Raw genomic sequence first — 19,017 nt, 5'->3', positions numbered from 1 at the left:
CGATGAAGGACACGGCGGCAACGGCGGCGGACGGGCTGCGCGGACCGGACGGCTGGCTGGCGCGCCGGCGCCGCCGCCTGCGCGACGCCTGGCGCACGCGCGCCACCGCGCACGACCGCGGCGACGTCGTGCTCGGCCAGCGCCGCGTGTACATCGTGCCCACGCGCGCCGGCCTGGGCTTCGGCCTGCTGGTGCTGGTGCTCCTGGTGGGCTCGATCAACTACAGCCTCGGCCTGGGCTTCGGCCTGACCTTCCTGGCCGGCGCCTGCGCGATCGTCGACATGGTCGCCACCTGGCGCAACCTGGCCGGGCTGACGCTGCGTCCCGGCCGCGCGCCGGACGCCTTCGCCGGCGCCGAGGCCCAGTTCGCACTGCACGTCGCCAACACCAGCGCGCTGGAACGCTACGCCATCCAGATCGACGTCGACGGCGCCGGCGCGGCGCGCCATGCGCTCGACGTCGCCGCGGGCGACGGCGCCACCGTCGTGCTGGCCGTGCCGGCGCGCGCGCGCGGCTGGCTGGCGGCGCCGCGCGTGCGCGTGGCCACCCGCTTCCCGCTCGGCCTGTTCCGCGCCTGGAGCTGGTGGCAGCCGGACAGCCGGGCGCTGGTCTACCCGGCGCCCGAGATCGACGCGCCGCCGCTGCCATCCAGCGGCCGCCCCGGTCCCGACGGCGGCGGCCAGGCCGGCAGCGACGATTTCGCCGGCGTGCGCAGCTACCAGGCCGGCGATCCGCTGCGCCGCCTGGCCTGGCGCCAGATCGCGCGCCTCGACCCGGCACTGGGCGGCCAGCTCGTCACCAAGCAGTTCGAGGGCGGCTCCGTCGACGAACTGCTGCTCGACTTCGACGCCCTGCCGCCGCGCCTGGACCTGGAACTGCGCCTGTCGCGCATGGCGCGCTGGGTGCTGGAAGCCGAGCTGCGCGCCCTGCCCTACGCGCTGCGGCTCGGCCCCCTGGAGTACGACGCCGCCCTGGGCGCGGCGCACCAGGCGGCCTGCCTGCGCGCCCTGGCGCTGTACGGCCACCCGGAGGCGCCATGAGCGGCCCGTCCTCGCCGTCGGTCCGGACCCGGCTGCAGGCGCTGTCGCGCGACAAGCGCGACACGCTGCTGCTGATCGCCGCCGCGGTGCTGGTGCTGGCGCCGCACGCGGCCCACCTGCCCCTGTGGGTGAGCCTGCTGTGCGGCGCCACGCTGGCCTGGCGCGCCGGCCTCACGCTGCTGGGCCGGCGCCTGCCGCGCAACCTGGTGCTGGTGCCGATCGCGGCCGCCGCGATGGCGGGCGTGCTGCAGAGCTACGACACGCTGCTGGGCCGCGACGCCGGCGTCGCCATGCTGGTCATGCTGGTGGCCTTCAAGATGCTGGAAATGCATGCGCGGCGCGACCTGTTCGTCGTCGTGTTCCTGTGCTTCTTCCTGGTGCTGACCAATTTCTTTTATTCGCAGAGCATCGGCACCGCCGTGCTGATGCTGGTCTCCCTGGTGTTCCTGCTGGCGGCCCAGCTGTCGTTCCAGCTCACCGGCCGCGTCCCGCCGCTGCGCACGCGGCTCCTGATGAGCGCGCGCATGCTGGCCCTGGCGCTGCCGCTGGCCGCCGCCGTCTTCGTGCTGTTCCCGCGCATCGAGGGGCCGCTGTGGGGCATGCCGGACGCGTCGCGCAGCGCCAGGACGGGCCTGTCGGACACCATGTCGCCCGGCCAGCTGTCCGACCTGGCCCAGTCCGAGGAAGTCGCGTTCCGCGTGCGCTTCGCGGACGCGCCGCCGCCCCAGCCGCTGCTGTACTGGCGCGGCCCGGTGCTGGGCAGCTTCGACGGCAAGACCTGGACGCGCGTGCTGCCGCTGCCGCGGGGGACGAATCCGCCCATGCAGCCGCTGTCGATCGCCGTGGGCGGCGCGCCGCTGCGCTACCAGGTCACGCAGGAAGCGTCGAACGCGCGCTGGCTGTTCGCGCTCGAGGTGCCGCAGGCGTTGCCGCGCTTGCCGGACCGGCCCGTCAGCGTGAGCGGCGAACTGGAACTCCAGGCCGGCGCCCCCATCACGGAGCGCCTGCGCTACGACCTCGTGTCCTATGTGCGCTACGAATTGCAGGCCGGCCCCAGCCTGGCCGACGGCGCGCGCTGGCTGCTGCTGCCCTGGAACAGCAATCCGCGCACGCTGGCCGCCGGGCGCCGGCTCGCGCTGGAGCCGGACCCGGCCGTGCGCGTCAGGACGGCGCTGGAAGGGTTCGCCAAGGGCGGCTACGTCTATACGCTGCAGCCTCCGTTGCTGCAAGGCAGGAACACGGTCGACGCTTTCCTGTACGACACGCGCGCCGGCTTTTGCGAGCACTACGCCGGCGCCTTCGTGTTCCTGATGCGCGCGGCGGGCGTGCCGGCACGCGTCGTGACGGGCTACCAGGGCGGCGAGATGAATCCGCTCGACGGCTACCTGACGGTGCGCCAGTCCGATGCCCATGCCTGGGCCGAGGTCTGGCTGGCCGGGCGCGGCTGGGTGCGCGTCGATCCCACCGCGATGGTGGCGCCCGAGCGCGTGCAGCGCAGCCTGGCGCGCGCGCTGCCGCCGGCGCCGTTCGGCATCGAGGGGCTGGGCCGGCTGATGCAGCCCGACCCGGATTCGCTGCTGGGCAAGCTCCGCTACGCCCTCGGCGCCGCCAACAACGGCTGGAACCAGTGGGTGCTGAACTACACGCCGCAGCGCCAGCACGACCTCGTGCGGCGCCTGCAAAACGGAATGTTCAATTGGCAAGCCATTGGGGCCCTTGCCATGCTCTGCCTGCTGTTGTTTATAGCAGGAAAATTCTGGCGGCGGCGCAAAGTCGATCCGGTCGATGCGCTATACTCGGCCTTGTGCCGGCGCCTCGGCCAGCGCGGCCTGCCGCGCGCGCCCAGCGAAGGGCCGACGGCGTACGCGGCGCGCATCGCCGCCATGGCGCCCGCCGGGTCCGGTGCGTCCGGTGCGTCCGGTGGTGTCGAGCTCGACGCCGGCGCACGCGCCGCGGCCGGCGAGTTCCTGCGCCGCTACAGCGCCTTCCGCTACGGCCCGCATGCCGGCGGCGCATCCACCCTGGTTCCGATCCTGAAAGCGTTGTTGTCCCGAGTTCGATGAAATCCTTCTTCCCGCTGCTGCTTGCCCTCGCCGTCGGCGCGGCGCCGACGGTCGATGCCGTCGCCGCCCCCGCGCTGCTCCACGCCACTTCCGCCCACGCCGCCAAGGCCAGGTCGACCGCCAGGACGGCCAAGGCCGGCAAGAAGGCAACGTCCGCCAAAGGCAAGTCCGCCAAGGGCAAGGTGGCCGCCAAGGTCGCAGGTGCGGCAGGTGCGGCCGCCGTGGCCGCGCGCCCGCGCATCGACTACGACGGCGAGCAGGTCAATTTCGGCGAATGGCAGGCCGTGCGCGACTTCGAGGACGACATGGTCGCGCGCAACGGCTTCGACCGCGCGGCATTGCAGGAACTGGTCGGCAAGGTGCGCTTCATCGATTCCGCGGTCCAGCTGGTCAAGCCGGCGCCGCCGGGCAAGCCGAAGAACTGGCAAGCCTACAGCAGCCGCTTCATCGAGCCGATCCGCATCAACGCCGGCGTGCGCTTCTGGAACGAGAACGCCGACGCCCTGGCGCGCGCCGAGGCCAGGTACGGCGTGCCGGCGGAAATCATCGTCGGCATCATCGGCGTGGAAACGATCTACGGCCGCGACACCGGGCGCTTCCGCATCGTCGACGTCCTGACCACCCTCGCTTTTGCCTACCCGGAAGCGCCCAACCGCGCCGAGCGCATGGCCTTCTTCCGCGACGAGCTGGAACATACTCTGCTGCTGGCGCGCAAGGAAGGCATCGACCCGTTTTCGCTGCTGGGTTCGTTCGCCGGCGCCGTCGGCATGCCGCAGTTCATGCCGGGCAATATCCTGAAATATGGCGTGGACTTCGACGGCGACGGCATCGTCGACCTGCGCGCCTCGGCCCAGGACGCGATCGGCAGCGTGGCCAACTTCCTGGTCGAGCACGGCTGGGACCGCAACGATGGCGGGCCCCCGGCGTTCCCGGCCGAGGTGGCGCCGAGCCTGGCCTGGCAGCCGCTGCTGGGCGGCCTGAGCCCGCGCTACCGTCCGGCCGAGCTGGCGGGCGCCGGCGTGGCGACGGCGGCCGCGCTGTCGCCGGAACGCCTGTACGGCCTGGTCGACCTGCAGAACGGCGCCGAGCCCACCGAGTACTGGGTCGCCAATACTAACTTCTTTGCTATCACTAAATACAATCGAAGTTATTTCTATGCCATGTCGGTCGTGGAACTCGGCCGGGCGGTGAAGCAGGCGCGCGGGATTTGAGCTTGCTCCGGCAGAAACTTTGTATCAGTTTGTAACGTGTTTTCCGGCAATACTGCTGAGTTCATGCAGTGGTGACAACGTTATACTCCCGGGGTGTATAGGTTTTTCCGTAGAACAGTTCTCCTAGGAAATACACTTAGCATCCCGATACCCCCTCTCAAGTTGTCATTCCATCATACAATTCTTTAGCGTGCGGCGACGCATCGAAAATTGCTCTAGACTTAAGTTTAAATAAAAAACAATTATTTTTTCGGTGAGTTTGTGAGAGAATTGCATTGAGGCTATTGTTGCAGTGAGACAACGTCTTGCAACAAGCGCCTTGTACCTTCTTGCTCTTAAGTACTAAATAGCATTTAGTTGTATAATTTAGTAGAATTTTTCGAAACCTTTAGGTGTCGAAAAGCTTAAGCCTGGACAACCAAACGAGGAATAGTGAATCATGACGAACCAAGTCGGCATTGACATGAACAGCGATTCGGAAAACGACGAGCTGTTGCAGTACAACCCGAACCGCCTGCTCGACACTCTGATCGAGAACCTGCGCCTGAAGAACGATGCCGCCCTGTCGCGCGCGCTGGAAGTGGCCCCGCCGGTCATCTCGAAGATCCGCCACCACCGCCTGCCGGTCGGCGCTTCGCTGCTGATCCGCATGCACGAAGTCTCGGACCTGTCGATCCGCGACCTGCGCTACCTGATGGGCGACCGCCGCGCCAAGTTCCGCATCAGCGACAAGCAGTTCAAGCCGAAGGACAAGGACAACAACGCCAACGGCGCCGAGCAGTAATCGTGGCCTCCTGGCCGGTCGGCGGCGTCCGGGCGATGCCGCCGCGCCGTACCGCACGGTACTTTACCAGCCTGTCCTGCCTTCGTCCCGTACCAGGGACACCGCCTCGGGCGCCATGCCCATGACGAGGCCGCCCAGCGCCCAAGCGTCGCGCCGGGAACCCTCCCATCAGGCGGGAAACACGCCCGTCGACAGATAACGATCGCCGCGGTCGCAGACGATGAACACGATCGTCGCGTTCTCCACGGTCTGCGAGATGCGCAAGGCGATCTCGCATGCGCCGGCCGCGGAAATACCGCAGAAAATCCCCTCTTCCGCCGCCAGCCTGCGCGCCATCTGCTCGGCCGCCGCCTGGGTCACGCTTTCGACCTGGTCGACGCGCGCCTTGTCGAAGATCTTCGGCAGGTAGGCCTCGGGCCACTTGCGAATGCCCGGGATCGACGAGCCGTCTTCCGGCTGGGCGCCGACGATGCGGATCGCCTCGTTGCGTTCCTTCAGGTAGTGCGAGACGCCCATGATGGTGCCGGTGGTGCCCATCGCGCTGACGAAGTGGGTGACGCGGCCCTTCGTGTCGCGCCAGATCTCGGGACCGGTGGTCTCGTAGTGGGCGCGCGGATTGTCCTCGTTGGCGAACTGGTCGAGGATGATGCCCTGGCCGTCCTTCTGCATCTGCTCGGCCAGGTCGCGCGCGTATTCCATGCCGCCGGTCTTGGGCGTCAGGACGATCCGGGCGCCGTAGGCGGCCATGCTCTGGCGCCGCTCGATCGACAGGTTGTCGGGCATCACCAGCACCATCTTGTAGCCGCGGATCGCCGCCGCCATCGCCAGCGCGATGCCGGTATTGCCGCTGGTGGCTTCGATCAGCGTGTCGCCCGGCTTGATCTGCCCGCGCGCCTCGGCGCCGCGCAGCATCGACATGGCGGCGCGGTCCTTCACCGAACCGGCCGGATTGTTTCCTTCGAGCTTGCCGAGGATGATGTTGTTGCGGGCCGCGGCATCCGCTCCCGGGATGCGCACCAGCTGCACCAGCGGGGTATTGCCGATCGTGTCTTCGATGGTCTTGTATGCCATTGCTTGCTCTTTTGCGTATGCGAAAGCGCCATTCTAATCCGAGATCGCGCATGCCGTATCCGGTAGGGAGGACGGCTCTGCCGTCCACGCGGCGATACGTGGCCCGGATGGTGCCGTGCGCGCGATCGCGAACGGCCGGACCGGCTTCGATTGCGCGCTCGACGACGACAACGGCGCGTATCACCGCGTGGGCGGCGCTGCCGCCCACCCTACGCGTCGCGGCGACCCGTTACCGTTGCGGTAGCGGGTAGCTCGCGACGCTGACGTTGCCGTCCTTGTCCACCGCCTGCACGCCGAAGAACACATTGTCCTTCGACAGCTTGACGGTCGCCTCGGTGACGTTGCCGACCCATTGCGCGCCCTGCCACTGCGCGGCCGTGGTGTCGCGCCACACGATGCGGTACCCGGCGACGTCCGGTTCCGGGTTCGGCGCCCAGCGCATCGTCGAATCGTTTTCCAGCTTCGCCGTGAGCATCCTGACCTCCTTCGGCGCGGACGGGCCCAGCGCCAGCGTGGCCAGCGACGCCGCGTTCACGCGCGCCACCTTGGCGACGTAGGCGAAGTCGACGAACTCCGGCAGGTCGCCGATCTGCTTGCCGCCTTCCTTGCGCACGACCTGGTGCTGGTGGTCGAAGTCCTCGGCCGGCTCGGTGAAGCGCAGCGCCGCGTAGCCGCGCTCCAGGAACGGCATGTGGTCGCCGCCGCGCAGGTAGCGGTCGGCGCGCTGGATCACGCTGACCTTGAAGCCCGGCACGTAGCGCTCGCCCTGCTCCTTCACGTGGCGCGCCAGCTGGCGCGAGAGCGAATCGTTCTCGCCGCCGGTGCGCACCAGCGTGCGGTTGGCCTCGCTCATCTCCCTGGCGGCCGGGATGCCCTCGGCGAACAGGCGCACCTGGGTGTCGTCGACGTGGCCGGTCTCGCTGCGCGAGCTGCCGATGATGTCGTTGGTGAACATGCCGGCGATGTCCAGGTGCTTCTGCTTCGCCTGCTCGGCGAAGTGGCCGGCGCCCAGCAGGCCCTGCTCTTCCGCCGCCACGGTCATGAACACCAGCGTGGCGTCGAAGTCGTGCCTGGCCATCACGCAGGCCATCTCCATCACCGCCGCCGTGCCCGAGGCGTCGTCGTTGGCGCCGGGCTGGAACGTGGTGGTATCCATCACGTCGTTGACGCGGGTGTCGTAGTGGCCGCTGACCACGTACATGCGGTCCTTCGACGCCGCCTGCCGGCCCGGCAGCGTGGCGACCACGTTGACGATCTCGGTCGGGCGCGAGATGCGCGCCGACACCGGCGCCACGTGGCTGTCGAACGCCACCTGCAGGCGCGTGCCGGCGCCGCAGCGCTCCAGCTCGGACTTGATCCAGCGGCGCGCGGCGCCGATGCCGGTGGTGTCGGACGTGGTATCGGACATCGTGTGGCGGGTCTGGAAGCTCACCAGCTTGCGGATATAGCCTTCGATGCGCTGGGGCGAGATCTCGGCGACGATCCTGTCGACGGCCGGCTGGTGGCGGGCCGGGTCCGGTTGCGCGGACGGCGCCTGGGCCTGGGCCAGCGGGGCAGCGAAGGCCCAGGCGAGCAGGATGGCGCGGCGGGAGCGGAGGGACGGGAAGGATGGGTGCGTCATGGCGTTCCTGGATAGCGTTGTTGTCGTGGCGCTCGCGTGGAGCGCAACCATCTTCTCACGCATGATGGACGACATGCAGTACTTACAAGCAAAAACCCCGCACGCGGCGGGGTCGTCGAGACACGGGGAAACGCGGATCAGGTCGCGGACTTGGCCGTCTCCGGCTTGGCGGCCGTCTTCGGCTTGGCGGCCTTGTCCTCGGGCTTGGCGGCGGCGCCTTCCTTCGCCTGGCCGTTCACCTGCAGGCCGGCCTCGGAGAGCTTGGCGGCGCGCTTGTCGCCCACGCCCTTGACGCGCTTCTGGAAGTCGGCCCAGTCCTTGAACGGCCCCGCCTTGGTCCGTTCGTCGAGGATCGTCTTCGACATGCTCGGGCCGATGCCCTTGACGCCGTTGAGGGCGGCAACGTCGGCCTTGTTGACGTCCACCTGGGCGAACGCGAACCCCGTCGATGCCGACAGGACCGCGGCGGCGACGGCAAGCATCAGTTTCTTGATCATCTGGTCTTCTCCGTTAAGGTTGAGGCGGCAAATGCCGCCTGCAACGATAACGCAAGGAGCGCGCCGGACGTTGACGCCGTTCAGGTGCCGCCGTCGTCGCTGCGGCGGCGCTGCGCGAACAGCTCGTCGCGCGTGACGGTCGCCGTGCCCAGCTTGCCGACGACGATGCCGCCGGCGCGGTTGGCGGTGGCCAGCGCTTCCGGCAGCGGCGCGCCAGCACCCAGCATGGCGGCCATCGTGGCGATCACGGTGTCGCCCGCGCCCGAGACGTCGAACACCTCGCGCGCATCGGCGTGCACGTGCAGCACCTCGTCCGCGGTGTACAGGCTCATGCCCTCCTCGGAACGGGTCAGCAGCAGCGCCTGCAGGCCCAGTTCCTCGCGCAGGCCCTGGGCCCTGGCGGTGAGCTCTTCCTCGGTCTTCCAGTTGCCGACGATGCGCTTGAGCTCCGATTTGTTCGGGGTCAGCATGGTGGCGCCGGCATACGGCGTGAAGTCGTCGCCCTTGGGGTCGACCATCACGATCTTGCCGGCGGCGCGCGCGGCCTGGATCATCTCGGCCACGTTGACCAGGCTGCCCTTGTTGTAGTCGGACAGGATGATCACGTCGTAGTCCGGCAGCAGCGCCTTGAACTGGGTGAGCTTGTCGCGCAGCACGGTCTCGGTGGGCGCGTCCTCGAAGTCGATGCGCACCATCTGCTGCTGGCGGCCGATGACGCGCAGCTTGATGATGGTGGAAATCGCCTCGTCGCGCTTGAGGTAGCTGTGGATGCTCGATTCCTGCAGGATCTGCTCGACCTGGTCGCCGGCCTCGTCGTTGCCGACCACGCCCAGCAGGCCGCAATGGGTGCCCAGCGCGGCGGCGTTGCGCGCCACGTTGGCGGCGCCGCCCAGGCGCTCTTCGCGGCGCTCGATGCGCACGACCGGCACCGGCGCTTCCGGCGAGATGCGCGCGACGTCGCCGAACCAGTAGCGGTCCAGCATCACGTCGCCCACGACCAGCAGGCGCACGCCTTCCAGGTGCGGGGCCTCGGCCTGGCGGTAGCTGTCGGTCGGCAGCAGGCGGCTCGGGATGGTAGTTGCGGGGATACTCATGGACGCCTCACTTGCCGCTCAGGACCGAACGGCCGATGCCGTGGTATTCGATGCCCATGCCCGTCATCAGCTGCGGCTCGTACAGGTTGCGGCCGTCGATGATGACCGGGTGCTTCAGGCGCGCCTTGATCTGATCGAAATCGGGGCTGCGGAACGCCTTCCATTCGGTGACGATGACCAGCGCCTCGGCGCCGTCCAGCGCCTCCATCGGCGTGGCCGCGAAGACGATGCGCTGCAGCGCGTCCGCGCCCAGGTCGAGCGCCAGCACGCGGCGCGCCTCGTCCATCGCGACCGGGTCGTGCACCGCCACCGTGGCGCCGCGCGCCACGAGGTCCTTGAGCAGCACGCGCGCCGGCGCCTCGCGCATGTCGTCGGTGTTCGGCTTGAACGCCAGGCCCCAGACGGCGAAGCGCATGCCGGCGAGGTCGTCGCCGAAGCGCTGCACCACCTTGCGGCCCAGGACCTGCTTCTGGCGGTCGTTGACGGCTTCGACCGCGCGCAGGATCAACAGTTCCTGGCTGTACTGGCGCGCCGTGCGTTCGAGCGCCTGCACGTCCTTCGGGAAGCAGGAACCGCCGTAGCCGGCGCCGGCGTACAGGAAGCTGGTGCCGATGCGCGGGTCGGAACCGATGCCGTGGCGCACGGCCTCGATGTCGGCGCCGACCTGGTCCGCCAGGTTCGCCAGTTCGTTCATGAACGAGATGCGCGTGGCCAGCATGGCGTTCGCCGCGTACTTGGTGAACTCGGCCGAGCGCACGTCCATCCAGTAGACGCGCTCGTGGTTGCGGTTGAACGGCGCGTACAGCAGCTTCATCAGGTCGCGCGCGCGTTGGCCGGCCGGGCTGTCCTCGGTGCCGATCACGATGCGGTCCGGACGCATGAAGTCGTCCACTGCCGCGCCTTCCTTGAGGAATTCCGGATTCGAGACGACGGCGAACTCGACGCCGGCGGCGTCGCCGCGGGCGCGCAATTCTTCGCGCAGGGCGGCGGCGACGCGGTCGGCGGTCCCCACCGGCACGGTGGACTTGTCGACGATGACCTTGTAGCCGTCCATGTGGCGGCCGATGTTGCGCGCGGCGGCCAGCACGTACTGCAGGTCGGCCGAGCCGTCCTCGTCCGGCGGCGTGCCGACGGCGATGAACTGCAGCTGGCCGTGGGCGACGGAGGCCGCCACGTCGGTCGAGAACCGGATGCGGCCGGCCGCGCGGTTGCGCGCGACGAGCTCTTCCAGGCCCGGCTCGTGGATCGGGATGCCGCCGCCGTTGAGCAGGTCGATCTTGGCCTGGTCGACGTCGAGGCAGAACACGTCGTTGCCGAGTTCCGCCAGGCAGGCGCCGGTGACGAGGCCGACGTAGCCCGTGCCGATAATCGTGATCTTCATGGTGGTGCTGTCCTCAATTCATGACATTCAATTCTTCGGTGCGGCGCGGCGGATAGGTTTCCCACTTGTTGCACCCCGGGCAGTGCCAGTAGTACTGGCGCGCCTTGAAACCGCAGTGGCTGCACTGGTAGCGCGCCAGCTTCTGGGTGTAGCCGTGCACCAGGTTCTTCACCATCGACAGTTCTTCCCAGACGTTCGCCGGGGCATCCATCAGGCGCGCCTCGAGCAGCTTGTCCAGGCCCAGCAGCGTGGGGTTGCGGCGCAGTTCCTCGACCACCAGGTGCTTGGCCGCCTCCACGCCGTCCAGTTCGATGACCGCCTTGAACACCACCTCGATCAGGTCGATCGACGACGCTTCCTCCAGGTAGGAGCGCAGCAGGTTGACGCCTTCCTGCGGCCGCCCGACCTTGCGGTAGCCGTCCATCAGGCGCGTCGCCACCAGCGCCACGTGCGGCACGCTCTGCTGCTCGACGCGGCGCCAGGTCTTGAGGGCGCCCTCGATATCGTCCTGGGCCACCTGGGCGTCGCCGTACAGCATGGTCGCGCGCACGCTCTTGCGGTCGGCCTGCAGCGCCTTGTCGAGCAGGGCCTTGGCTTCGTCCGGCTGCAGCTGCACCAGCGCGTCCTGGGCCAGCTCGCAATAGAACTGGGCGATTTCCTTGTGCTGGGCGCCCGCGCCCGAGGCCTGCAGGCCTTCGGCGGCGGCGATCGCGCGGCGCCATTCCTTTTCGCGCTGGAAGATCTCCAGCAGCGCGCGCCGCGCCTGCACGCCGTACTGCGTGTCCACCAGCAGGTTGAAGGTTTCCTCGGCGCGGTCCAGCAGGCCGGCCTTCAGGTAGTCCATGCCCAGCTCGTACTGGGCGTGCGCCTTCTGCTCGGCCGGCAGGTCCGGACGCGACAGCAGGTTCTGGTGCACGCGGATGGCGCGCTCGGTCTCGCCGCGGCGGCGGAACAGGTTACCCAGGGCAAAGTGCATGTCGGCCGTTTCCGGATCGAGCTTGACGATCTCGATGAAGGCGTCGATCGCCTTGTCCGGCTGCTCGTTGAGCAGGAAGTTCAGGCCCTTGAAATAGCCGCGCGGCAGGCTGCGCGATTCGGAGACGAGTTGCTTGATGTCGACGCGGGCGGCGATCCAGCCCAGCGCGAAGAAGACGGGGATGCCGAGCAGCCACCAGATTTCAAATTCCATGTGCTTGTTATTCTGTGATTGATCGATCTTGCCTCAGCCGCGCGGCGCGACGCCGTCCGGCTGCGGGGCGCCGGCCGCGGTGCCGGCGGCGCTTTGCAGCGCCTGGATCGTGTCGCGGTGCTGCGAGCTTTCGCGGCGGTGGCGGAACACGGTCGGCGTGACGGCCAGGATGCCGAGGAAGGCGCCGGCGATGAAGAACGCCAGCAGCATCAGCACCAGCGGGCCGCGCAACTCGTAGCCGAGGAAGAAGTGCAGGTCGACCTGGTGCGTGTTCTTCAGGGCGAAGCCGAAGAACAGGATGAACAGGATGCATCCGGCGATGGTGGAGACGAGTTTCATCAACGAGACCTGTCAGGTAAGACGACAAAGATGCAGTGTCGCATATTCGACACGATTATTCAAAACGACGGCTGCACCGTCACCCCGGCGAAGGCCGGGGCCCAATGTCAACCGTGCGTGATTATACGTGCAGTGTCGGTCTGCATGGGAATTGGACCCCGGCCTTCGCCGGGGCGACGAGGAAAACGCCGGGGTGACGAGGAAAACGCCGAGGCGCCGTCCGGAGAACGTCGGCCGCGGACGAAAAAAAACGGCATCCCCGAAAGGACGCCGTTTTTGTCCGCGCGAAGCAGACGATTCAGTCTTCGATGATCGGCTGCCCGACCATCGCATCCACCCGCTCGCGCAACTGCTTGCCCGGCTTGAAGTGGGGCACCCGTTTTTCGGGCACCATCACCTTGTCGCCGGACTTCGGGTTGCGGCCGATGCGGGGCGGCCGGCTGTTCAGCGCGAAGCTGCCGAAGCCCCGGATCTCGATGCGCTGGCCGCTCGCCAGGGCGTTGGTCATCGCATCGAGGATGGTCTTGACGGCGTACTCCGCATCCTTCGCCACCAGCTGGGAATAACGTTCAGCCAGGCGGTTGATCAGCTCGGACTTGGTCATCTGCTCGCTCTCAGGTAGTCAAACCCGCGGATTAGTTCTTGTTGTCGAACTTGGCCTTCAGCAGTGCGCCCAGCGAGGTGGTGCCGGTGGCAGCGCTGTTGTCCGAAGCCAGCTTCTGCATGGCTTCCTGGGTGTCGGCATTGTCCTTGGCCTTGATCGACAGCTGGATGCTGCGCGCTTTACGATCGATGTTGATGACCAGGGCTTCGACCTTGTCGCCCACTTTCAGGTGGGTGCCGGCATCTTCCACGCGGTCGCGCGAGATTTCCGAAGCGCGCAGGTAGCCTTCGACTTCGTCGTTCAGCGCGATCACGGCGCCTTTCGGCTCGACCGACTTCACGGTGCCGGTGACCAGGGTGCCCTTGTCGTTCAGCGAAGCGAAGTTGTTGAACGGGTCGCCTTCCAGCTGCTTGACGCCCAGCGAGACGCGCTCGCGCTCGACGTCGATCGCCAGCACGACGGCTTCCAGCTCATCGCCCTTCTTGAACTTGCGCACGGCTTCTTCGCCGGCTTCGGTCCACGACAGGTCCGACAGGTGCACCAGGCCGTCGATGTTGCCCGGCAGGCCGATGAACACGCCGAAGTCGGTGATCGACTTGATCAGGCCCTTGACCTTGTCGCCCTTCTTGTGGGTCATGCCGAAGTCGTCCCACGGATTCGCCTTGCACTGCTTCATGCCCAGCGAGATACGACGACGCTCTTCGTCGATTTCCAGGACCATGACTTCGACTTCGTCGCCCAGCTGGACAACCTTGTTCGGCGCCACGTTCTTGTTGGTCCAGTCCATTTCCGAGACGTGCACCAGGCCTTCGATGCCCTGCTCGACTTCCACGAACGCACCGTAGTCGGTCAGGTTGGTGACCTTGCCGAACAGGCGGGTGCCTTGCGGGTAGCGACGCGACAGGCCGGTCCACGGATCGTCGCCCAGTTGCTTGACGCCCAGCGAGACGCGGTTCTTTTCCTGGTCGTACTTCAGGACCTTGGCGGTGATTTCCTGGCCGACGGTCAGCACTTCCGACGGGTGACGCACGCGACGCCATGCCAGGTCGGTGATGTGCAGCAGGCCGTCGATGCCGCCCAGGTCGACGAACGCACCGTAGTCGGTGATGTTCTTGACGACGCCGGTGACCACGGTGCCTTCCTTCAGCGTTTCCATCAGCTTCGCGCGCTCTTCGCCCATCGAGGCTTCGATGACGGCGCGACGCGACAGCACGACGTTGTTACGCTTGCGGTCCAGCTTGATGACCTTGAATTCCAGGGTCTTGCCCTCGAACGGGGTGGTGTCCTTGACCGGACGGGTGTCGACCAGCGAACCCGGCAGGAATGCGCGGATGCCGTTGGTCAGGACGGTCAGGCCGCCCTTGACCTTGCCATTGACGGTACCGGTGACGATCTCGCCCGATTCCATGGCTTTTTCCAGGGCCAGCCACGACGCCAGGCGCTTGGCCTTGTCGCGCGACAGGATGGTATCGCCGAAACCGTTTTCCAGCGATTCGATGGCCACGGAGACGAAGTCGCCCACTTGGACTTCCAGATCGCCCTGGTCATTCTTGAATTCGTCGATGGGGATGAAAGCTTCCGATTTCAGGCCGGCGTTGACGATCACGAAGTTGTGATCCAGACGCACGACTTCGGCCGAAATGACTTCGCCCGAACGCATGTCTTGACGCGACAGCGACTCTTCGAAGAGTGCTGCGAAGCTTTCCATGCCGGTATCTTGATTTGCTGCAGTAGCCATGAGTTTTTGAAAGGTTAGCCAGCAGGTCGACGAAATGCGGCCTGAACTGGGTCAAGTTGAAACACACCCGCGGCCACATGCCGCGGGCACCAGCTGCGCGCCGCCATCGAAGCGGCGCCGCAAACATCCCCCTCGGACTCCAGGGAACGCGCGCGCCGCCAGCGCGGTGCGCGAGAATGCTTTATTGTTTTGACATCAGTGCCCGAGGGCGCGGTACCAGGACAGGACCTGTTCGACGGCAGCGTCGGCCGTCATGGCCGAGGTGTCGAGGATGTGCGCGCCCTCCGCGGGGACCAGCGGCGCCACGGCGCGCTGGGTATCGCGCGCGTCGCGGGACTGCAAATCCTTCAGCAGACCGTCCATATTAGCAGAAAACCCTTTGTCAATCAATTGCTTATATCGGCGTTGCGCGCGCGCCTCGACGCTTGCCGTCAGAAACACTTTCAGCCTGGCGCCGGGAAAGATCACCGTGCCCATGTCGCGCCCGTCGGCCACCAGGCCGGGCGTCCGGCGGAACGACAGCTGCAGCCCGTACAGGGCCTGGCGCACGCCCGGCAGCGCGGCGATGCGCGAGGCGGTATTGCCGACTTCCTCGGCGCGGATGGCATTGCCGACTTCTTCCGTGCCCAGGTAGATGTGGCCGCCGTGGAAGCGCACCTGCAGGTGCTCGGCCACCTTCGACAGCGCGTGCTCGTCGTGCATGTCGGTGCCGCGGCGGATGGCGGACAGGGCGGTCAGGCGGTACAGGGCGCCGGAATCCAGCAGGTGGAAGCCCAGGCGGTCGGCGACCTTGTGGGCCACCGTGCCCTTGCCCGAGGCGGTCGGGCCGTCGATGGTAATGACGGGAATGTTCGAGTTAGGCATGTGCTTTTCAATAAATTGGCGTGGACGCGGCAGCGCGTCGGATGCGTGAACGCGTGGACGGCAGAGCCGTCCACCCTACGTAGGGTGGACGGGTTCCCCCGTCCACGCGTTCAACCACCGTCGAATGAGTCGCGCATTTCGCGCAATCCCGTCAGAATAATTCGTCCCTGGCGATACCGGCAAACGTTTCGAAATAATCCGGGAAGGTCTTGGCCACGCACTTCGGGTCGTTGATGCGCATCGCGTTGCCGCGCCGCGCCTTGCCGTCCAGCGACGCCAGCGAGAAGCACATCGCCATCCGGTGGTCGTCGTAGGTGTCGATGGTGGCCGGCTGCAGCACCTCGGGCGGCGTCACGCGCAGGTAGTCCGGGCCCTCCTCCACGGTGGCGCCGACCTTGCGCAGCTCCGTGGCCATCGCCGCCAGGCGGTCGGTCTCCTTCACGCGCCAGCTGGCGATGTTGCGCAGCGTGCTGGTGCCCTCGGCGTACAGCGCGGCCACGGCGATGGTCATGGCGGCGTCCGGGATGTGGTTGAAGTCGGCGTCGATCGGGACCAGCGGGCCGTTGGACGTCGCCTCGATCCAGTTGTCGCCGCGCGTGATGGTCGCGCCCATGCGCTCGAGCGCGTCGGCGAAGCGCACGTCGCCCTGGATGCTGTCCCGGCCCACGCCTTCCACGCGCACCGGGCCGCCGGCGATCGCGCCGGCCGCCAGGAAGTACGAGGCCGACGAGGCGTCGCCCTCGACGTGGATGCTGCCCGGGCTGCGGTATTGCTGGCAGGGCTGCACGGTGAACGCCGACCAGCCGTTCTGCTCCACGGTCACGCCGAAGCGGCGCATCAGGTTCAGCGTGATCTCGATGTACGGCTTGGAGATCAGCTCCCCCACCACGTCGATGGTGACGGCGCGGTCCTTCGCCATCAGCGGCGCCGCCATCAGGAGCGCGGTAAGGAACTGGCTCGACACGTTCCCGCGCACCGCCATGCGGTCGGCGTGAATGTGGCCGCGGCGGATGCGCAGCGGCGGATAGCCCGGATTGCCCGTGTACGCGATCTGCGCGCCGACGGCGTTGAGCGCGTCGACCAGGTCGCCGATCGGGCGCTCGTGCATGCGCTCGACGCCGTGCAGCGTGTAGTCGCCGCCGATCACGGCCAGCGCCGCCGTCAGCGGGCGGATCGCCGTGCCGGCATTGCCCATGAACAGGTCGGCCGCGTGCACCGGCAGCACGCCGCCGGCGCCGTGCACGACGTGGGTGCGCTCGTCCAGCTGTTCCCACTTGATGCCGAGCGCATGCAGCGCCTGCAGCATCACCAGGGTGTCGTCCGAGGCCAGCAGGTCGTGGATCGTGGTCGTGCCCGCGCACAGGGCGGCCAGCAGCAGCGTGCGGTTCGAGATGCTCTTCGAGCCCGGCAGGCGCACCGTGCCGGCCACGCGCATGACCGGCTCGAGGTCGATGTGTTGAGGGTAGTGTTTTTGCTGCGTCATCTCATTTTCCTGATTCTTGGTCCGGGGCCGGCGGCTGTTCCGCGGCCTCGATCGCTTCGATCCACGCGCACCTGGCGCGCTGGGCGTTGGCGTACACCGCCTCCAGGGCGGGCCCGTCGGCGGCCGCCAGGCGCGCGCGCAAATCGCTTAGTTGCGCCATGTAGGCATCCAGTTCCCCGAGCAGCGCGGCGCGGTTCGCCAGGCTGATGTCGCGCCACATCTCGGGCGAGGAGCCGGCGATGCGGGTGAAATCGCGGAAACCGCTGGCGGCGTACTGGAACAGCAGGTCGGCGTGCGGCTTGCGGGCGATGTCGTCGACCAGCGCATAGGCCAGCAGGTGCGGCAGGTGGCTGACGGCGGCGAACACGCGGTCGTGCTCCGCGGGCGCGAGCATGTGGATCACGGCCCCGCAGCGGCGCCAGGCGTCCGCCACGCGCGCGACGACGGCGCCGTCGTTTTCCGGCAGCGGCGCCAGCACGACCTTCTTGCCGCGGTACAGGTCGGCGATCGCCGCGTCCGGGCCGTTCGACTCGCGGCCGGCGATCGGGTGGCCCGGCACGAACTGGCCGACGCGGTCCCCGAGCGCCGCGCGCGCCGCCGCCACCACGTCCGACTTGGTGCTGCCGGCATCGGTGACGATGGTGTGCGGCTCCAGCCACGGCAGCAGCGCGGCGAGGATGGCGCCGGTCTGCGCCACCGGCGCCGCCAGCAGCACCAGGTCGGCGCCGGCCAGCGCCGCGCGCGGCTCGCTCGCCACCGCGTCGACGATGCCGAGCCGGTGCGCGCGTTCGAGCGCCGCGGGCGAGCGCTCCAGGCCGACGATGGTCGTGGCCGCACGCGCCGCCTTCAGTCCCAGCGCGAACGAGCCGCCGATCAGGCCCGTGCCGACGATGACGACCTTGTCGAACATCAGGCCAGGGCCTTCTTGAGCGCGTCGATGAAGGCCGCGTTCTCTTCCGGCAGGCCGATCGAGATGCGCAGCCACTGCGGCAGGCCGTAGGCGCCGACCGGGCGCACGATCACGCCCTGCTTGAGCAGCGCCAGGTTCACGCGCGCGCCCGCGCCGTCGTCCGCGCCCACCCTCACCAGCACGAAGTTGCCGTGGGACGGCACGTACTCGAGGCCGAGTTCCTCGAAGGCGGCGGTGAGCTGCCGGTAGCCGGCGCGGTTGTTCTCGGCGCCCTTCGCCAGGAAGGCCTTGTCGTCCAGCGCGGCGATCGCGGCCGCCTGGGCCAGCGAGTTGACGTTGAACGGCTGGCGCACGCGGTTCATCAGGTCGGTCGCGCCCGGCTGGGCGATGGCGAAGCCCACGCGCAGGCCGGCCAGGCCGTAGGCCTTCGAGAAGGTGCGCGAGACGATCAGGTTCGGGTACCTGCGCACCCACTGGGTCGACTCGAACTGGTCCTGCGCGTCCAGGTATTCGTTGTAGGCCTCGTCCAGCACCACGACGACGTGGGCCGGCACCTTGTCCAGGAAGGCCTCGATCCCGGCGGCCGGGATGAAGGTGCCGGTCGGGTTGTTCGGGTTGGCGATGTAGACCAGGCGGGTATCCGCCTCGATCGCGGCCAGCATGGCGTCCAGGTCGTGGCCGTAGGCGCGCGCCGGGGCGGCGATGCCGCGCGCGCCCACGCCCTGGGCGGCCAGGGCGTAGATCGCGAACGCGTACTGCGAGAACACCACCGATTCGCCCGCCTTCACGAAGGCGTGGGCGGCGATCTCGAGGATGTCGTTGGAACCGTTGCCGAGGGTGATCCAGTCGGCCGGCACGTCGTAGCGGCTGGCCAGCGCGGCCTTCAGCGCGAAACCGTTGGCGTCCGGATAGCGGCCCAGTTCCGCGGCGGCGGCGGCCATCGCGGCCCGCGCCGACTCGGGGATGCCGAACGGATTCTCGTTGGACGCCAGCTTGACGATGCTGGCTTCCTCCAGCCCGAACTCGCGGGCGGTTTCGGAAATGGGCTTGCCGGCCTGGTAGGGGGCGATGGCGCGGATGTAATCGGGACCGAATTGCGACATAGTTTCTCTCTGCTTGATACTGCAA

At 67.9% G+C, this 19,017-nt stretch carries 17 protein-coding genes; 4 read left to right on the top strand and 13 right to left on the bottom strand.

All coding sequences use genetic code 11. The features are described 5' to 3' along the window. Positions 1-2: 2 nt before the first annotated feature. The 4 genes from QZ749_RS03705 to QZ749_RS03690 all read left to right on the top strand — a co-directional run bounded on the left by QZ749_RS03705 (position 3) and on the right by QZ749_RS03690 (position 5,098). Complete coding sequence (locus QZ749_RS03705) at positions 3-1,040, top strand: DUF58 domain-containing protein (RefSeq protein ID WP_296943383.1); 1,038 nt, start codon at positions 3-5, stop codon at positions 1,038-1,040. Continuing rightward, complete coding sequence (locus tag QZ749_RS03700; protein ID WP_296943381.1) at positions 1,037-3,103, top strand: DUF3488 and transglutaminase-like domain-containing protein; 2,067 nt, start codon at positions 1,037-1,039, stop codon at positions 3,101-3,103. The genes QZ749_RS03705 and QZ749_RS03700 overlap by 4 nt, the downstream gene beginning before the upstream one ends. Then, on the top strand, positions 3,100-4,314 hold the full coding sequence (gene mltB, locus QZ749_RS03695; RefSeq protein ID WP_296943379.1) for a lytic murein transglycosylase B: 1,215 nt from the start codon (positions 3,100-3,102) through the stop codon (positions 4,312-4,314). The genes QZ749_RS03700 and mltB overlap by 4 nt, the downstream gene beginning before the upstream one ends. A 439-nt stretch (positions 4,315-4,753) precedes the next feature. Further along, on the top strand, positions 4,754-5,098 hold the full coding sequence (locus QZ749_RS03690; protein WP_296943377.1) for a hypothetical protein: 345 nt from the start codon (positions 4,754-4,756) through the stop codon (positions 5,096-5,098). A gap of 168 nt (positions 5,099-5,266) precedes the next feature. On the opposite strand, the gene cysM is transcribed toward QZ749_RS03690, so the two are convergent. From cysM to hisC, 13 genes are all read right to left on the bottom strand, one after another. Then, positions 5,267-6,169: a cysteine synthase CysM gene (gene cysM, locus QZ749_RS03685; RefSeq protein ID WP_296943374.1), complete on the bottom strand. Its 903-nt coding sequence runs from the start codon at positions 6,167-6,169 to the stop codon at positions 5,267-5,269. A gap of 229 nt (positions 6,170-6,398) precedes the next feature. After that, positions 6,399-7,790: a M28 family metallopeptidase gene (locus tag QZ749_RS03680; RefSeq protein ID WP_296943372.1), complete on the bottom strand. Its 1,392-nt coding sequence runs from the start codon at positions 7,788-7,790 to the stop codon at positions 6,399-6,401. Positions 7,791-7,927: 137 nt separating this feature from the next. Beyond that, entirely contained in the window at positions 7,928-8,287 is a 360-nt protein-coding gene (locus tag QZ749_RS03675; protein WP_296943369.1) for a helix-hairpin-helix domain-containing protein, read from the bottom strand. An 80-nt stretch (positions 8,288-8,367) separates the two neighbouring features. Beyond that, positions 8,368-9,381 carry a D-glycero-beta-D-manno-heptose-7-phosphate kinase gene (gene rfaE1 / locus QZ749_RS03670; RefSeq protein ID WP_296943366.1) on the bottom strand — a complete coding sequence of 338 codons (1,014 nt, stop codon included), beginning with the start codon at positions 9,379-9,381 and terminating at the stop codon, positions 8,368-8,370. Between the two features lie 7 nt (positions 9,382-9,388). Next, positions 9,389-10,762, bottom strand: coding sequence for a UDP-glucose/GDP-mannose dehydrogenase family protein (locus QZ749_RS03665; RefSeq protein WP_296943365.1), 1,374 nt, complete (start codon positions 10,760-10,762; stop codon positions 9,389-9,391). Between the two features lie 13 nt (positions 10,763-10,775). Next, positions 10,776-11,951: a lipopolysaccharide assembly protein LapB gene (gene lapB / locus QZ749_RS03660; RefSeq protein WP_296943362.1), complete on the bottom strand. Its 1,176-nt coding sequence runs from the start codon at positions 11,949-11,951 to the stop codon at positions 10,776-10,778. Positions 11,952-11,984: 33 nt separating this feature from the next. After that, positions 11,985-12,290: a lipopolysaccharide assembly LapA domain-containing protein gene (locus QZ749_RS03655; protein ID WP_296943360.1), complete on the bottom strand. Its 306-nt coding sequence runs from the start codon at positions 12,288-12,290 to the stop codon at positions 11,985-11,987. Between the two features lie 298 nt (positions 12,291-12,588). Then, complete coding sequence (locus QZ749_RS03650) at positions 12,589-12,894, bottom strand: integration host factor subunit beta (RefSeq protein WP_161036683.1); 306 nt, start codon at positions 12,892-12,894, stop codon at positions 12,589-12,591. A 31-nt stretch (positions 12,895-12,925) separates the two neighbouring features. Next, complete coding sequence (rpsA, locus tag QZ749_RS03645) at positions 12,926-14,632, bottom strand: 30S ribosomal protein S1 (RefSeq protein ID WP_296943356.1); 1,707 nt, start codon at positions 14,630-14,632, stop codon at positions 12,926-12,928. A gap of 195 nt (positions 14,633-14,827) precedes the next feature. Next, complete coding sequence (gene cmk, locus QZ749_RS03640; RefSeq protein WP_296943354.1) at positions 14,828-15,496, bottom strand: (d)CMP kinase; 669 nt, start codon at positions 15,494-15,496, stop codon at positions 14,828-14,830. A 151-nt stretch (positions 15,497-15,647) separates the two neighbouring features. Beyond that, positions 15,648-16,979 carry a 3-phosphoshikimate 1-carboxyvinyltransferase gene (gene aroA / locus QZ749_RS03635; protein ID WP_296943352.1) on the bottom strand — a complete coding sequence of 444 codons (1,332 nt, stop codon included), beginning with the start codon at positions 16,977-16,979 and terminating at the stop codon, positions 15,648-15,650. Between the two features lies 1 nt (position 16,980). After that, on the bottom strand, positions 16,981-17,889 hold the full coding sequence (locus QZ749_RS03630; protein ID WP_296943350.1) for a prephenate dehydrogenase/arogenate dehydrogenase family protein: 909 nt from the start codon (positions 17,887-17,889) through the stop codon (positions 16,981-16,983). Continuing rightward, positions 17,889-18,992: a histidinol-phosphate transaminase gene (gene hisC, locus QZ749_RS03625; protein ID WP_296943347.1), complete on the bottom strand. Its 1,104-nt coding sequence runs from the start codon at positions 18,990-18,992 to the stop codon at positions 17,889-17,891. The genes QZ749_RS03630 and hisC overlap by 1 nt, the downstream gene beginning before the upstream one ends. Positions 18,993-19,017: the final 25 nt, after the last annotated feature.

It is taken from the genome of uncultured Massilia sp. (assembly GCF_913773735.1).
Classification (GTDB): Bacteria; Pseudomonadota; Gammaproteobacteria; order Burkholderiales; family Burkholderiaceae_D; genus Telluria.
The sequence above is the reverse complement of the archived record's forward strand: the minus strand, read 5'-3'. Positions and strand labels throughout refer to the sequence as shown.

What these genes read in the sequence shown, in the direction of transcription:
- QZ749_RS03705 (WP_296943383.1), top strand. Translation starts at nt 3, where the DNA reads ATGAAGGACACGGCGGCAACGGCGGCGGACGGGCTGCGCGGACCGGAC.
- QZ749_RS03700 (WP_296943381.1), top strand. Translation starts at nt 1,037, where the DNA reads ATGAGCGGCCCGTCCTCGCCGTCGGTCCGGACCCGGCTGCAGGCGCTG.
- mltB (WP_296943379.1), top strand. Translation starts at nt 3,100, where the DNA reads ATGAAATCCTTCTTCCCGCTGCTGCTTGCCCTCGCCGTCGGCGCGGCG.
- QZ749_RS03690 (WP_296943377.1), top strand. Translation starts at nt 4,754, where the DNA reads ATGACGAACCAAGTCGGCATTGACATGAACAGCGATTCGGAAAACGAC.
- cysM (WP_296943374.1), bottom strand. Translation starts at nt 6,169, where the DNA reads ATGGCATACAAGACCATCGAAGACACGATCGGCAATACCCCGCTGGTG.
- QZ749_RS03680 (WP_296943372.1), bottom strand. Translation starts at nt 7,790, where the DNA reads ATGACGCACCCATCCTTCCCGTCCCTCCGCTCCCGCCGCGCCATCCTG.
- QZ749_RS03675 (WP_296943369.1), bottom strand. Translation starts at nt 8,287, where the DNA reads ATGATCAAGAAACTGATGCTTGCCGTCGCCGCCGCGGTCCTGTCGGCA.
- rfaE1 (WP_296943366.1), bottom strand. Translation starts at nt 9,381, where the DNA reads ATGAGTATCCCCGCAACTACCATCCCGAGCCGCCTGCTGCCGACCGAC.
- QZ749_RS03665 (WP_296943365.1), bottom strand. Translation starts at nt 10,762, where the DNA reads ATGAAGATCACGATTATCGGCACGGGCTACGTCGGCCTCGTCACCGGC.
- lapB (WP_296943362.1), bottom strand. Translation starts at nt 11,951, where the DNA reads ATGGAATTTGAAATCTGGTGGCTGCTCGGCATCCCCGTCTTCTTCGCG.
- QZ749_RS03655 (WP_296943360.1), bottom strand. Translation starts at nt 12,290, where the DNA reads ATGAAACTCGTCTCCACCATCGCCGGATGCATCCTGTTCATCCTGTTC.
- QZ749_RS03650 (WP_161036683.1), bottom strand. Translation starts at nt 12,894, where the DNA reads ATGACCAAGTCCGAGCTGATCAACCGCCTGGCTGAACGTTATTCCCAG.
- rpsA (WP_296943356.1), bottom strand. Translation starts at nt 14,632, where the DNA reads ATGGCTACTGCAGCAAATCAAGATACCGGCATGGAAAGCTTCGCAGCA.
- cmk (WP_296943354.1), bottom strand. Translation starts at nt 15,496, where the DNA reads ATGCCTAACTCGAACATTCCCGTCATTACCATCGACGGCCCGACCGCC.
- aroA (WP_296943352.1), bottom strand. Translation starts at nt 16,979, where the DNA reads ATGACGCAGCAAAAACACTACCCTCAACACATCGACCTCGAGCCGGTC.
- QZ749_RS03630 (WP_296943350.1), bottom strand. Translation starts at nt 17,889, where the DNA reads ATGTTCGACAAGGTCGTCATCGTCGGCACGGGCCTGATCGGCGGCTCG.
- hisC (WP_296943347.1), bottom strand. Translation starts at nt 18,992, where the DNA reads ATGTCGCAATTCGGTCCCGATTACATCCGCGCCATCGCCCCCTACCAG.